Annotated in this window: 15 protein-coding genes; 12 read left to right on the plus strand and 3 right to left on the minus strand. The window is 56.5% G+C overall.

Annotated features, from left to right (window positions below):
* Window positions 1–9 precede the first annotated feature (9 nt).
* Window positions 10–2,484 carry an FAD-dependent oxidoreductase gene (locus ACR0NN_RS05985; RefSeq protein ID WP_170723244.1) on the minus strand — a complete coding sequence of 825 codons (2,475 nt, stop codon included), beginning with the start codon at window positions 2,482–2,484 and terminating at the stop codon, window positions 10–12.
* 216 nt (window positions 2,485–2,700) lie between these two features.
* Here ACR0NN_RS05985 and ACR0NN_RS05990 point away from each other — a divergent pair, with 216 nt between their 5' ends.
* Both ACR0NN_RS05990 and ACR0NN_RS05995 read left to right on the plus strand, forming a co-directional pair.
* Window positions 2,701–3,792, plus strand: coding sequence for an aromatic ring-hydroxylating oxygenase subunit alpha (locus tag ACR0NN_RS05990; RefSeq protein WP_170723245.1), 1,092 nt, complete (start codon window positions 2,701–2,703; stop codon window positions 3,790–3,792).
* 118 nt (window positions 3,793–3,910) lie between these two features.
* Entirely contained in the window at window positions 3,911–4,294 is a 384-nt protein-coding gene (locus tag ACR0NN_RS05995) for a carboxymuconolactone decarboxylase family protein (RefSeq protein ID WP_170685539.1), read from the plus strand.
* A gap of 81 nt (window positions 4,295–4,375) precedes the next feature.
* On the opposite strand, the gene ACR0NN_RS06000 is transcribed toward ACR0NN_RS05995, so the two are convergent.
* Entirely contained in the window at window positions 4,376–4,669 is a 294-nt protein-coding gene (locus ACR0NN_RS06000) for a hypothetical protein (protein WP_170723246.1), read from the minus strand.
* Between the two features lie 218 nt (window positions 4,670–4,887).
* Here ACR0NN_RS06000 and phnC point away from each other — a divergent pair, with 218 nt between their 5' ends.
* The 5 genes from phnC (at window position 4,888) to ACR0NN_RS06025 (ending at window position 9,552) form a co-directional block, all read left to right on the plus strand.
* A complete protein-coding gene (gene phnC, locus ACR0NN_RS06005; protein WP_170723247.1) occupies window positions 4,888–5,703 on the plus strand; it encodes a phosphonate ABC transporter ATP-binding protein in 816 nt (271 codons plus the stop codon).
* A gap of 58 nt (window positions 5,704–5,761) precedes the next feature.
* Entirely contained in the window at window positions 5,762–6,673 is a 912-nt protein-coding gene (gene phnD / locus ACR0NN_RS06010) for a phosphonate ABC transporter substrate-binding protein (protein WP_170723248.1), read from the plus strand.
* A 64-nt stretch (window positions 6,674–6,737) separates the two neighbouring features.
* Window positions 6,738–7,613: a phosphonate ABC transporter, permease protein PhnE gene (gene phnE / locus ACR0NN_RS06015; protein WP_170723249.1), complete on the plus strand. Its 876-nt coding sequence runs from the start codon at window positions 6,738–6,740 to the stop codon at window positions 7,611–7,613.
* Window positions 7,610–8,935 (plus strand): phosphonate ABC transporter, permease protein PhnE, encoded by a 1,326-nt coding sequence (phnE, locus tag ACR0NN_RS06020; RefSeq protein WP_170723250.1) that lies wholly within the window; start codon window positions 7,610–7,612, stop codon window positions 8,933–8,935. The genes phnE (ACR0NN_RS06015) and phnE (ACR0NN_RS06020) overlap by 4 nt, the downstream gene beginning before the upstream one ends.
* Window positions 8,935–9,552, plus strand: coding sequence for a DapH/DapD/GlmU-related protein (locus ACR0NN_RS06025; RefSeq protein ID WP_170723251.1), 618 nt, complete (start codon window positions 8,935–8,937; stop codon window positions 9,550–9,552). Before phnE (ACR0NN_RS06020) ends, ACR0NN_RS06025 begins: the two co-directional genes overlap by 1 nt.
* Here the strand turns inward: ACR0NN_RS06025 and phnF are convergent.
* A complete protein-coding gene (gene phnF, locus ACR0NN_RS06030) occupies window positions 9,549–10,268 on the minus strand; it encodes a phosphonate metabolism transcriptional regulator PhnF (RefSeq protein WP_170723252.1) in 720 nt (239 codons plus the stop codon). The genes ACR0NN_RS06025 and phnF overlap by 4 nt on opposite strands.
* 81 nt (window positions 10,269–10,349) lie before the next feature.
* Between phnF and phnG the strand changes: the two genes are divergently transcribed.
* The 5 genes from phnG to phnK are packed head-to-tail and all read left to right on the plus strand — an operon-like array spanning window position 10,350 to window position 14,071.
* Window positions 10,350–10,805 carry a phosphonate C-P lyase system protein PhnG gene (phnG, locus tag ACR0NN_RS06035; protein ID WP_170723253.1) on the plus strand — a complete coding sequence of 152 codons (456 nt, stop codon included), beginning with the start codon at window positions 10,350–10,352 and terminating at the stop codon, window positions 10,803–10,805.
* Window positions 10,805–11,368, plus strand: coding sequence for a phosphonate C-P lyase system protein PhnH (gene phnH, locus ACR0NN_RS06040; protein WP_170723254.1), 564 nt, complete (start codon window positions 10,805–10,807; stop codon window positions 11,366–11,368). The genes phnG and phnH overlap by 1 nt, the downstream gene beginning before the upstream one ends.
* Window positions 11,368–12,456 carry a carbon-phosphorus lyase complex subunit PhnI gene (locus tag ACR0NN_RS06045; RefSeq protein WP_170723255.1) on the plus strand — a complete coding sequence of 363 codons (1,089 nt, stop codon included), beginning with the start codon at window positions 11,368–11,370 and terminating at the stop codon, window positions 12,454–12,456. Before phnH ends, ACR0NN_RS06045 begins: the two co-directional genes overlap by 1 nt.
* On the plus strand, window positions 12,453–13,304 hold the full coding sequence (locus tag ACR0NN_RS06050; protein ID WP_170723256.1) for an alpha-D-ribose 1-methylphosphonate 5-phosphate C-P-lyase PhnJ: 852 nt from the start codon (window positions 12,453–12,455) through the stop codon (window positions 13,302–13,304). The genes ACR0NN_RS06045 and ACR0NN_RS06050 overlap by 4 nt, the downstream gene beginning before the upstream one ends.
* A complete protein-coding gene (gene phnK / locus ACR0NN_RS06055; protein ID WP_170723257.1) occupies window positions 13,301–14,071 on the plus strand; it encodes a phosphonate C-P lyase system protein PhnK in 771 nt (256 codons plus the stop codon). The genes ACR0NN_RS06050 and phnK overlap by 4 nt, the downstream gene beginning before the upstream one ends.

Below are 14,071 nucleotides of genomic sequence, written 5' to 3' on the forward strand. Positions count from 1 at the left end.
GTTTTCAGATCACGCCAATTCATGAACAGCATCCGTGCGTGGGCGTTCGGATTTCGGATCATAGGCCGCTTCGTCGAGGATACGCCCCTTGCGCGGTACACCTGCGACAATAACCTCGACCTCGGTGCCTGGAATATTCACCTTTGGCTTGACGAAGGCAAATGCAAGGATTTTGCCGACGCTGTGGCCATAGGCGACCGAAGCGGTGGCGCCAACGACCTCCCCATTGATCCGAATAGCCTCACCGCCATGACCATCTTCGAGCCCATCCGGTTCGATTTCCAGATAAGCGCATATCCATGGCATCTCGCCCGCTTCAGCCTGAGCGGCGCTAGCACGCGTTGCTTCGACACCCAGATACTCTTTATCCAGCTTGTAGAACCGGCCCACATTGGCCTCGGGTAACGTGACCTCATTGGTCAACTCGCCCGCTCCGGGGAAGGCTTTTTCCATGCGCAAGCTGTTCATCGCAAACGAGCCGTAGTTCTCGATGCCATGTTCTTCACCGGCAGCCCATAGTGCGTTGTAGACGTCAACACAGGCTTCATCCGGCATGTGGAATTCCCAGCCCAGTTCGCCCGCATAGGACATGCGGAAGGCCCAGACCTTGTGCCCCGCAATGGTGATTTCCTGAGCCGACAGCCAGCGGAACCCGGCGTTGGACAGGTCTGCGTCGGTGCATCTGGCCAGCACCTCGCGGGATTTTGGCCCGTTCAGGGACAAAGCCGACCAATCTTCAGAGAGCGTTTTTACAAAGACGGTCTCTCCCTCGAGGTTCTGGTTCAAGTGATCGACAAGGCGCTGTTCAAAGAACACCGCGCAGACCAGATAATAGCGGTCTTCCGCTATGCGAACGATGGTCGTCTCAAGCTCGATACGGCCTCGGCGGTTCAGAAAGTGGGTCAAGGTAATCGAGCCATCTTTCTGTGGCATCTTGTTGGCCGTCAGCCTGTCAAGATAGGCATAGGCATCTGGGCCTGATACTTCGACCTTGGTGAACGCGGTCACGTCCATGATGCCGACCCGTTCGCGAACGGCCTGGCATTCCAGCGCCACCATGTCGAAAACCTCATTTCGGCGGAAGGAATAGTGGTCACGCTGTTCAACACCATTGCGCGCGAACCAGCGGGGGCGTTCGTGGCCGAAAACCTCTTCATAGACCGCGCCCTTTTGTTTGAGGATCTCATAAAGCGGCGAGGGTTTGATCGGACGCCCTGCAAGGCGGTTGAAATGCGGAAAGGGGATCTCGTGCCGCAGCTTGTAATCCTCGTGCGCCTTGATGACTTGCCAGTCTTTCTTGGCATAGCTGCCAAAGCGGCGCGGATCATAGTCGCGCATGTTGATGTCGGCAGCACCGTGCACTATCCATTTGGCCAGCTCACGGGTCAGGCCGGGGCCCCAACCGATGCCGATCTGCGTACCGCAGCAGCACCAGTAATTCTTGACGCCCGGCGCGGGGCCGACCATCGGGTTACCATCTGGCGGATGGCTGATCGCGCCATGGACCTCGCGGGTGATGCCCAGTTCCGCAAAGATCGGCATCCGTTCCAACGAGTTTTCCAACCATGGCATGACACGGTCATAATCTGCCTCGAACAGCCAGTTTTCGTACTCCCATGGGCATTCATCGTGCCAGACGGAGTTCGAGTTCTCTTTTTCGTAGATCCCGATCAGGCCCTTCTTTTGCTCCATGCGGATATAGCCCGAAACCATCTTGTCATCGCGGATGACCGGTAGTTCGGTCTTCAGGTCTTTGAACTCCGGCACGTCTTCGGTGACGAAGTAGTGATGGGTCATTGAGGTCATGGGCAACTGCAGGTTCGACCATTCGCCCATCTGACGGGCATATGTGCCACCGGCGTTAACCACGTGTTCGCAGGTGATGATACCTTGCTCGGTTTCCACCACCCATTCCCCAGCATCATTCTGGGTGATATTCGTCGCGCGGCAGTGGCGAAAAATCCTCACCCCATTCTGTCGTGCACCAGCGGCCATGGCCATTGTCACGTTCGAAGGGTCGACGTGGCCGTCATCTGGCGTGTAAAGCGCGCCAATGACACCGTCGAGATTATAGTAAGGGTGCTTTTCTGCAATGAAATCAGGCCCTACCAGCTCGATGTTGAACCCCAGCGCGCGGCCAACTGATAATGTGTGGCGCAGCCAGTCCATCTCATCCTCGGTATAGGCCAATCGGAATGAGCCGCAGCCGTGCCAAGTGACCGCCTGACCGGTTTCTTCCTCAAGTGTCTTGGAATAAAGGCCAATATTATAGTCGACCATTTTGCCCAGCCCATATGAACTGGTGGAATGGGTTATCTGACCCGCCGCATGCCAAGTGGAACCTGAGGTTAGTTCTGCCTTTTCCAGCAGCACTGTGTCTTCACCCCAGCCTTCATGGGCCAGGTGATAGGCCAGGCCGCAGCCCATGACGCCTCCGCCGACAATGACGACCTTTGCGCGTGCGGGCAGTTCCTTCTTAGACATCGCAAGTTTCCTGTTCCCGAGACATGGATTTCTGTGGACTTCCTATTGCTACATATGTACCAAAGTCAACAAGTAATGGCACAAATGTACATACCGAGGTAAGCGATGCGCGGTACAGATGTTTCGGATGGTGTTCTGACCCGTACGGATGTTACGAATCCTGAAGCGATCTTTTTGCCTGAATCATCAGCTTGGCTTGAATCGGGAGGAACTAAGATGAATGCCCCTCTGACCCATTCGCTGGAGGCCAGATATTACACCGATCCTGACATCTTCGACAAAGAGATGAACGGCCTGTTGTTTAGAACCTGGCAATACGCAGGTCATGCGGCGGATATTCCAAACGTAGGTGACTATTTTGCCTTCGAGATCGCCGGTCAAAACCTCTTTGCCATTCGCGGGCGCGACAACATTATTCGGACTTTCTACAATGTGTGTCAGCATCGCGCGCATGAGATGGTGACCGGAACTGGCAATACGCGCGTTGTGGTCTGCCCATATCATCAATGGACCTATGAGCTGACCGGTGGTCTGCGTGCCGGTCCGAATATCAAAAGCGTGCTTGGATTTGACCGCGAAAAAATCTGCCTGACTGAAGTGCGGACCGAAGATTTCCTAGGGTTCATTTTTGTCAATCTCGACAATGACGCGGTCCCGATGGATGAATGGTATCCAGGTGTTCGGGACGAGCTGTCAGAGTTCGTGCCCAACATCAACGAACTGGCGCCTCTGGAATGGGTCGAGATTCCTGAAAAATGTAATTGGAAGGTATCGATCGAGAACTATTCAGAATGCTACCATTGCCCAACAAATCATCCGACCTTTGCCGAAGGCGTTATCAAGCCGGAAACCTATGACATTCAGCCTGATGCGAGCGGCGGCTATGTGCTGCGTCACACGACCGAATGCCAAAGCCTCGACAAGATGACATATCCGGTCGATCTGGAAAGCAACAAACACGCGGGCGACTATCAAAGTTGGTTCCTGTGGCCTATGTTCTCGTTTCAATGCTATCCCGGCAATGTGCTGAATACCTATCACTGGCGGGCAAGTTCTGTGGACACCTGTACCGTCTGGCGTGGCTGGTACACCGAAGGCGGCCATGAAAGCGACGTGATCCGGGGCCTTGCCGTGCAGGATCGAGAAACCACGGTGGCCGAGGATATCCGGTTGGTAGAATCCGTGCATCGCGGCCTGAAGTCCAAGGGATACAAGCCCGGCCCCTTGGTGTTGGATCCGGCCTGCGGCGTGATGAGCGAGCATTCTGTCGCCAAGCTCCAGCAGTGGATGCGTGAGGCCGTCGAGTAATATCCGAAGCATGAGTTGAGCGTTCCCTCAACCCGTTAGGAAAGGGGGGTTGCGTTGTAGTACATCGAAAAAGGACCGACCAACGTGTAAGTCGGTTGTATCATCTAGGGAGAAATAAATGGACGACAATCTGTTTGAAACAGGCCTGAGACAACGGAAATCAACGCTTGGCGATGAGTATGTTGAGAAAAATCTGGCCGCTGCGGATGATTTCACCCGTCCATTCCAAGAAGCTATGACCGCCTGGTGCTGGGGCTTCGGCTGGGGGGATGACACGATAGATCCCAAAACGCGCTCGATGATGAACCTGGCCATGATCGGGGCGCTTGGCAAAATGCATGAGTGGGAGATTCATTGCAACGGTGCCCTGAATAATGGCGTTAGCAAAGAAGAAATCCAATCGATCATCCACGTAGTCGGTATCTATTGTGGGGTTCCGCAGTCGCTAGAATGTTTCCGTGTCGCGCGCAAAGTGTTGACCGAACGCGGTCTGCTGGATTGATCTAAGTAAGCTAACAATTAAAGGGCGCAACCGAATTTCAGGTTGCGCATCCGCTGTTCGCGCGAACCGCGCTCCAATCGTCTAGGCTGGGTCTGGCACTTCACCCTGCCAATGCTCACCCATCGCTACAATGCATGAGGTGCCATTGGCGTAGTTCTGGACGATCATCCAATCGCCGCTTGTGCGTTTGACCCAAACTTCCAGCATCGTTTCGGGATCGCGCAGGCCCATGCCTTGGCGTTCGGCTCCTAAAACTTGCTTCAACGTCTGGGCCATGCGTTTGCTGTCATCACAACTGACATCCGACATTTGGGCCCGCGTGATTGAGGGCACCGCAAAGCAGATAAGTAGTAGGCACAAAAGATGTCGGGTCATTGGGGAAGGCCGCTCCTTTCTCTGACTAAGCGCAACAGTTTTATGACGCCCTGTGGATAAAATTTGACCGAAACTCGGCGAGATCAACCGCCTGCCAGAGAAACAGGCAACCACCGGGTCTGTCACAAATCTTTCGTTCAAATGTAAAGGAACCGATTCAAAAGCGTCACGCAGCTTTTGTTTTGACCTTCTATCCGCCTCGCAACGATGGGGGCGATATGCTGAGAATTGAGAAGCTGACCAAACAGTTTGGCGACAAGCGGGCCGTGGATTCGGCGAACATCAATGTCGACAAACCAAGCATGATCGGGATTATCGGCCGTTCCGGCGCAGGTAAATCTACGCTTCTACGCATGGTCAATCGCCTGAGCGATGCAACGACAGGCACGATCACCTTCGAAGACCAAGAGATTACCGCTCTGAAAGGCGCTGCCAAACGAGAATGGCAATCGCGCTGTGCGATGATCTTCCAGCAGTTCAACCTTGTACCGCGCATGGATGTTGTATCGAACGTTTTGCATGGAACGCTGAACAGGCGCTCAACCTTTTCGACCATGTTCAATCTGAACCCGCGCTCGGACATACATCAGGCGATTGAAATTCTGGACCGGCTGGGGATCGCCGAACAGGCGCCCAAGCGGGCCGAGGCCTTATCGGGTGGTCAGCAGCAACGTGTCGCGATCGCGCGCGCGCTGATGCAAGACCCAAAGATCATTCTTGCGGATGAGCCTATCGCCTCGCTTGACCCAATGAATGCGCAGGTTGTGATGCAGTCGCTGCGGGCCATTCACGAAGAAGACGGTCGCATGGTCATTGCCAATCTGCATACGCTGGACACCGCACGCCGCTATTGCGACCGGGTCATCGGAATGCGTGATGGCCGGATCGTGTTTGACGGCACGCCTGCACAGCTGACCACGGGCGTTGCGCGCGACATCTACGGTGCAGGCGCGGATTTTTCCGAGGCCGCGACCTCGACCGAGATCGAAACACTGGACAGGCCAGAGGTCCGCGAAGCGGAAGCCTACGTCTGAGCCAGTTTCCACCCGCGTCTGTCGCGGGCCACCTTCATCTAACCGAACGGAGAGAATGATGAAAAAGACCCTCGCACTGGCGCTTGCCGCCTCAACAGCCCTGAGCACCACCGCTTTGGCCGAAGAAATCACCGAATTTCGCATCGGCCTGCTTGGCGGAGAAAACGCACAGGACCGCGTGAATAGTTATCAGTGTTTGGCTGACTATGCCTCGGAAGCACTGGGTGTTCCGGTCAAAATCTTTACCCCAGCCGATTACAACGGCGTCATTCAGGGTCTGCTGGGCGGATCGCTTGACATGTCCTGGCTTGGTGCGTCCTCGTACGCCGCGACCTATCTGCAAGACCCCGAAGCGGTTGAACCCGTTTTGGTCAAAGTCAACGTTGACGGCTCGATCGGGTATCATTCCATCGGCTTTGCGCGCAAAGACAGCGGTGTCACCTCGCTGGACGACATGGAAGGCAAAGTCTTCGGGTTCGGCGATCCGAACTCAACCTCGGGCTATTTGATCCCTTCGATCGAGATTCCTCAGTACAAAGATGGCATCACCATGGAGTCTGGCGAGTATTTCGGTGAAGTGAAATTTACCGGCGGGCACGAGCAAACCATTGTTGCCGTGAACAATGGCGACATTGACGGTGGTGTGACCTGGGCCGATGGTCAGGGCAACTGGGAAGATGGCTACAACTCAGGTGCTCTGCGCAAAGCCGTGGATGCCGGCCTGGTCGACATGAATGATCTGGTGCAGATCTGGAAATCCGAAGTTATTCCAGAGGGTCCGGTTGTTCTGCGCAAGGCTCTGCCTGCTGAAGTAAAGGCAACCATGACCGAGCTGATCGACAACCTGTACGAAAACGATCCCGAGTGTTCGTATGGTGTGTTTGCGGGTGACAATCTGGGCGCGCAGCCTGTGACTCATGACACCTACATCTCGATCGTCGAGGCCCGCAAAGCCAAGATCGGCGGCTAAACCAAATTCAGAACGTTTCCGGTAGCCCGTTCGGGCTGCCGGATTTTGTTTATCCGGGGGCGGAATGTCAGACATCTCACTCAGCAGCGCGCCGTATAGCGTTGAGAACATTCAAGCCAGCTACATGGCGCAGGTGCAAAGGCGCAGGCTCTATGGAGGTCTGACGCTGATGATTTTTTGCGTGTTGATGGTGTCAGGCTTCAACATTGCCGACGCACGAAATGCGGGTGGTTTCTGGGACGGTATCCACCGTGTGTTCGACTACCCAAGTGATGTCCTCTCGGAGGCTTGGGAAAAGCGGGCCGATCTGCCTAGCCTGATGCTGAAGTATTTCCCGGCGCTGGTCGAAACCGTGAATATCGCTGCCGTTTCCACATTGATCGGAGCGATCGGCGGCTTGTTTCTGTCGCTCCTTGGCACCCGCGGGCTGGCGAAATGGCCTCGTTTGATCCCTGTGTTCCGGCGTATTTCGGATATCATGCGCGCCGTGCCGGAAATCGTCATCGCGCTTGTTCTGATTTTTGTCCTCGGCGGCGGGCCAGTTCCGGCGATGATCGCCATCTCAATCCACACCGCTGGAGCGCTTGGCAAGATGTTCTCGGAAGTGTCTGAAAACGCTGATCTGAAGCCCGTTGAGGGGTTAGCTTCGACCGGGGCGACTTGGTCAAAACAGATGATGCTGGGCATCCTTCCACAAGTGGCACCAAACTATATCAGCTATGCACTGCTGCGCTTTGAGATCAATATCCGGGCTTCTGCCATCCTCGGTTTCGTCGGCGCAGGCGGTTTGGGATACGAACTGCGCAACGCTATGGCTTGGGGACCCGGGCGCTTTGACGAGGCGGGCGCGATCTTCATCCTGCTGTTCAGCACGATCGTATTCTTTGATCAGGTGTCCAGCCGCTTCCGCAACCGTCTGACCGAGGGGCAGGGCCAATGACTGCAATTGAATTGAACTTCGGGCTCGACGGGGCCAAGCTTGAAGCTGAACGGCGCTTTCAGCGCAAACGAATGATCGGATTTGGCATTCCCGCCGTGATCCTGCTGTATCTAACCTACATCTTCTTTGCATTTGATCTGCCGGGGCTGGCGCAGCGTGCCAATCTTGAAAATGCAGTTACACTTGCTTCGGACAGTTGGTCACACAAGGTGCACGTCACGCGCGACAATCGATCTGGCGAGGTAACCTATGCTGTCGAGGGTGAGCGCAAAGGCACTTATCCCGAAGGGGAGCGCCCTGATTGGGTGTCCGGTGATGAGGTGATCACTATCGATCTGGGCCACAACCATGTCGTGCGCTTTCTGTCGGACAGCCGGACCGAGGTTCAAGTTCCCGACTTCCCGTTGATCGAGGTGCAGGCAGAAGGGCGGCGCTTGACCACCAATTTGCCCACAGACCTGCCCAATTGGATATCTGCCTCAGATCGGCGTGTCGCGATCACCACGCCTGAAGGTCGGATCACTCTGACCGGTGCCCGATCCGAAGTGTTCAACTATTTCCCCGGATGGGAGCTGTTCTGGTTCACGCTCGACAGCCCTTATTACGGTCATGGATTTGGGGAAATCTTGTTTGGTGCGCAGATTGATGCAACCCGTTCGAACATCGCAGGCGCAATCTCGGATTGGTGGAACAATGCGATGTGGCGGCACAAGGATGTGGCCTGGGCGATTGGTGAGACAATTCTGATGGCATTTCTGGGTACGATGGGCGCTGCGATGATCGCGCTGCCTTTGGCCTTTCTTGCAGCCAAACGCTTTTCACCTGTTATGTTGCTTCGCGCTGCAACCCGCCGTCTGTTCGACTTTGTGCGCGGCGTAGACGCATTGATCTGGACGGTGGTGCTGGCGCGGGCATTCGGGCCCGGACCGCTGACAGGCGCCCTGGCGATCTTGATCACAGATACGGGTACGTTTGGCAAAATCTTCTCGGAAGCGTTGGAGAATGTAGATCAGAAGCAGATCGAAGGGGTGTCTTCAACCGGGGCTAAACCACTGCAGCGTTATCGGTTTGGTGTAATTCCGCAGGTCGTTCCGGTGTTGCTTGCCCAGATTCTCTATTTCCTCGAATCCAACACCCGTTCGGCAACGATCATCGGCGCGATCACTGGCGGTGGCATCGGACTGATGCTGACGCAAGCGATCCAGACCCAGAAAGACTGGGAAGAGGTCGCCTATTACATCGTCCTGATCATCATCATGGTGATGTTCATGGACTGGTTCTCGGGCTGGTTGCGCGGCAAGCTTATCGGACGGAAAGACTGATGGCACGGCTTGCGGCGGAACAGCCCTTTCTTCACCCGGATTGTGAGATCACCGACTGCAGGTTTGGGGCCTATGTCGAGATCGGCAAAGGCAGCCGCGTCGCGCATTCAGAACTAGGCGACTATAGCTACTGTGATCGGTATGCTGACATCGCCAATGCGCAGATCGGAAAGTTCGCCAATATCGCCGCCTTTTCGCGAATTGGTGCGACGGATCATCCGCTACATACGGCCTCTTGCCATCATTTTCTGTATCGCTCGAGCGACTACTGGGTTGATGCAGAACGGGATGAGGCGTTTTTTGATCACCGTAAATCCCGTATCGCAACGATAGGTAACGATACCTGGATCGGTGCAAGTGCGATGATCAAGCCCGAGGTCACGCTGGGTGATGGGGCTGTCGTGGCTGCGGGCGCAGTGGTGACCAAAGATGTAGACCCCTACACAATTGTCGCGGGCGTCCCAGCCAATCCCCTCCGCCTACGCCAGCCGCGCGACCTTGCGGAACGGTTGATCGCGCTGGCGTGGTGGGACTGGTCGCATGACAGGCTGCGCGCAGCGCTCGATGATTTCCGTACGCTGGCTGCCGAGGCGTTTTTAGAGAAATACGAGCCTTAGCTTTCAAGCGTCAGCGTTACTCGGTCTCCAACAAACCAGGTTCGGCCAAATTCGACCGGTTGGCCGTGTTCGTCTACATTCACGCCTGACGATCTGAGAAGCGGGTCTCCTTCTTTAACCTGCAAGTGCAGCGCCTGAGTGGCAGTTGCCCGAGTGGCAGTCAGCCGGGTTGAGGCCCTTGTATAGTCGGTAACACCTGACCTGCTTAACGCCTCGGTCACGCTGCTGGTATCTTGCAGTGCGGCGTTGATCCCGGGCAGCCGCTTCAGGGGAAACATGCTTTCGAACACGGCGATGGGATGCCCGTCCGCTAGAGAAAGGCCATGATAGGCACAAATTTGATCGCCGGGTGACAGGGCCATAGCGCTGGCCTCGCCTTCAGTCGCCGCGCGTTCTTCAACATTAAGCACCTGTTTTTCCGGCTGACGGCCAGCAGCAATGAGGTTTTCATGGAACCGCACCCGCGCGCCGATGGGGTAATCGGTGGGCGTGGCTGCAACAAAAGCACCTGCACCACGGCGGGTTCGGATCAAGCCTTCATCGACAAGGGCCGAGATGCCATGGCGCACCGTGTGGCGGTTCACGCCAAACCGCTCGGCCAGCGCCGCCTCGGTTGGAATTTTGTCTCCGGGGCGATAGCGCGCTTCTGCTAGGTCACTGCGCAGGGCGTCTGCGATGGCCTTCCAAATCGGAGTTTTGGTTGGAGTGTCACGCAAGTTTCACAAAATTCCTCTGTCGCGGATCGGTAAATATGATAGGATATGTATAGTTGTATAGTATATGGAAAAGTTGTCGAGATGAAAGACACTTTTGATGAAAACGCCGAGCGAAAGGCTTGGATGGGGCTACTGGCCAAGGCGCCAGAAGGCCGCGTTGCCGCCCTATTGGATGCGGCAATGACCCGCCCCGATTTCAAATGGCTGCGTGCGCCAGAGATCGGCAGCACCATGGTTCGTGCCCGCGCAGGTGGGACCGGTGCGCCGTTCAATTTGGGTGAAATGACCGTGACGCGCTGTGCTCTGACGCTGGAATCGGGTGAAGTTGGGCATGCCTATATTCAGGGTCGCCGCAAGGGTGACGCCGAAGCCGCCGCGCTGGTTGATGCGCTGATGCAGACAGATACGGCGGATCATTTGCGCGCCAAGTTGCTGGCCCCACTGCAGGACGAGTTGACCGGGGCAAAGACCGCCCGCACTGCCAAAGCCGCTGCCACCAAGGTCGATTTCTTCACAATGGTAAGAGGAGAGGATTGATGCTGTCAGAAACCCTGACCGGCGGTTTCACCGATCCCGCAATCCATTCCGCCCACGCCTTTCGCAGCGTCATGGAAGCAATGGCGCGTCCCGGCACTGTGCAAGAGATTTCCGGCGCAGTTCCTCCTGCCCCGTTGTCACCTACGGCAGGGGCTGTGTTGTTGACGCTTTGCGACACTGAGACGCCCGTTTATCTGGCCGGTGTTTTGGATTGCGACGCAGTGCGTAGTTGGCTTGCCTTCCACACCGGCGCGCCGTTGACCGGCCCATCACATTGTATGTTTGCGGTTGGGGCGTGGCCGGATTTAATGCCGCTGAGCACATACCCAATTGGGACGTCAGAATATCCGGATCGCTCTGCCACGTTGATCGTGGAATGCTCTGAACTCGCCGCTTCCGGGGCAACCCTAGCGGGTCCGGGCATCAGGGAAAAAGCCGCTCTTTCATTGCCCGAGCTTGAGGCGTTTCAGCAGAATCGAATGCTATTTCCCCTGGGGCTCGACTTCATCTTCACGAATGGCAACCGCCTGGCAGCTCTGCCAAGAACGACCGAGGTGTCCTGATGTATGTTGCAGTAAAAGGCGGCGAGCGTGCGATTGAAAATGCGCATGCGTGGCTTGCCGAAGAACGCCGTGGTGATACCTCGGTCGCCGAGCTGAGTATTGCGCAAATCCGCGAACAGCTGAGCCTCGCGGTCAATCGGGTCATGGCCGAAGGTTCGCTATTTGATCCTGATCTGGCCGCGCTTGCGATCAAGCAGGCGCGCGGGGATCTGATCGAGGCGATCTTCCTGATCCGCGCCTATCGCACCACTTTGCCGCGTTTTGGCGCGTCAGAGCCTGTTGATACTGGCGCGATGGTCTGTGACCGGCGCATTTCAGCAACCTTCAAAGATTTGCCGGGCGGGCAGGTACTGGGGCCGACCTTCGATTACACGCATCGTTTGCTGGATTTCAAACTGGCTGCCGATGGTGAGGTGCCCGAAGCCCCCGTTCGCGAAGCGGAACCGGGCGATGTGCCCCACGTCACGGGATTTCTCAATCGCGAAGGTCTGATTGAGGAGGCACCGCATGACGATACGCCGCCACCCGATCTGACCCGTGAGCCGCTTGAGATGCCCGCCGATCGCGCCTTGCGCCTGCAAGCCCTGACCCGCGCGGATGAGGGATTTACCCTCGGTCTGGCCTATTCCACACAGCGCGGGTACGCGCGAAATCATGCCTTTGTCGGGGAACTTCGGATCGGATCCGTGCCGGTTGAAATGGAGATCCCTGAACTGGGTTTTGCCATCGAAATTGGTGAAATCGTTTTGACCGAATGCGAAACGGTCAACCAGTTCACGGGATCGAAAACCGAGCCACCGCAATTTACTCGAGGTTACGGGCTTGTGTTTGGTCAGACGGAACGCAAAGCCATCTCGATGGCCTTGGTGGATCGCGCATTGCGCTGGGAAGAACTGGGTGAGGACAATGTAGGCGCACCTGCTCAGGACGCCGAATTTGTCCTCTATCATGCGGACAACATACAGGCGACGGGCTTCCTGGAGCATATCAAGCTACCGCACTACGTTGATTTCCAGTCTGAATTGGAACTGGTGCGCAAACTACGCCGCGAGGCTGGCGCGGATCAGGTGCAGGAGGCTGCGGAATGAACGCCTATAACTTTGCTTATCTGGACGAGCAGACCAAGCGGATGATACGCCGTGCAATCCTGAAAGGTTTGGCAATTCCGGGCTATCAGGTGCCATTTGCCTCGCGCGAAATGCCCATGCCCTATGGCTGGGGTACGGGCGGTGTGCAGGTCTCGGCGGCTGTGTTAACCCCGGATGACACCTTCAAAGTGATCGATCAGGGCTCAGACGATACCACAAACGCGGTCTCGATCCGCACCTTCTTTGAGCGCACTGCGGGGGTGGAGACGACCACGACGACCAGCGAGGCGTCCGTCATCCAGACCCGCCACCGGATTCCCGAGGAGCCATTGCAAGAGGGCCAAATCCTTGTTTATCAGGTCCCGATCCCCGAACCCTTGCGTTTTCTCGAGCCGCGAGAAACCGAAACCCGTAAGATGCACAGCCTTGAAGAATACGGGCTGATGCATGTGAAGCTGTACGAAGACATCAGTCGGCACGGGCATATCGCGACGTCTTATGCCTACCCCGTGAAGGTCGAGGGCCGCTATGTGATGGACCCGTCGCCGATCCCGAAATTCGATAACCCGAAATTGGGTGACATGGCTGCGATCCAGCTGTTTGGAGCGGGGCGTGAGCAACGGATTTATGCATTGCCGCCTTATACACAGGTTGTCTCGCTGGATTTCGAGGATCACCCGTTTGAGGCGTCCAAGGCCGAACATGCTTGCAGCTTGTGCGGAGCCGAGGACAGCTATCTTGACGAGGTGATCATCGACGACGCGGGCGGGCGGATGTTTGTCTGCTCGGATACCGACTATTGCGAGGCGCGCCAGGCGGCGGGCCACAAAGGAAAGGACGCCGCATGACACCTTTGCTGTCTGTTCGGGGCATCACAAAGCGCTATGGCCCACATATTGGCTGTGCCGATGTGTCATTCGACCTCTATCCCGGTGAGGTCATGGGGATCGTTGGCGAAAGCGGGTCGGGCAAATCGACTTTGTTGAACTGCATGGCCGGGCATCTGACCCCGGATGCCGGAGAGGTTGTGTTCGACACCCGCGCGAATGGTCCGCAGGATACCGTGACTATGTCCGAGCCCGAACGCCGGATGCTGAGCCGCACCGATTGGGCCTTTGTCCACCAACATGCCCGCGACGGTCTTCGCATGGGTGTCAGTGCCGGGGGCAATGTGGGTGAACGGCTGATGGCCGTGGGGGAACGTCACTACGGCGACATTCGCGGCAAGGCCACGGATTGGTTGCAACGAGTGGAGATCGATGCCTCCCGTGTGGATGATCGCCCGACGACTTTTTCGGGCGGGATGCAGCAGCGCCTGCAGATTGCACGAAACCTCGTGACCGGTCCTCGGCTGGTGTTCATGGATGAGCCAACGGGCGGTCTGGACGTGTCCGTTCAGGCGCGGTTGCTCGACTTGTTACGCGGGTTAGTTCGCGACATGAGCCTGTCGGCGATCATCGTCACGCATGATCTGGCCGTGGTGCGCCTGCTGGCGGATCGGCTGATGGTGATGAAATCGGGCCGCGTGGTCGAGGCAGGCCTGACCGATCAGGTGCTGGATGACCCGCAGCATGCCTATAGCCAACTTCTTGTCAGTTCCGTTTTGCAGGTGTGA

The sequence above is a fragment of the Ruegeria sp. BA2 genome (assembly GCF_056539605.1).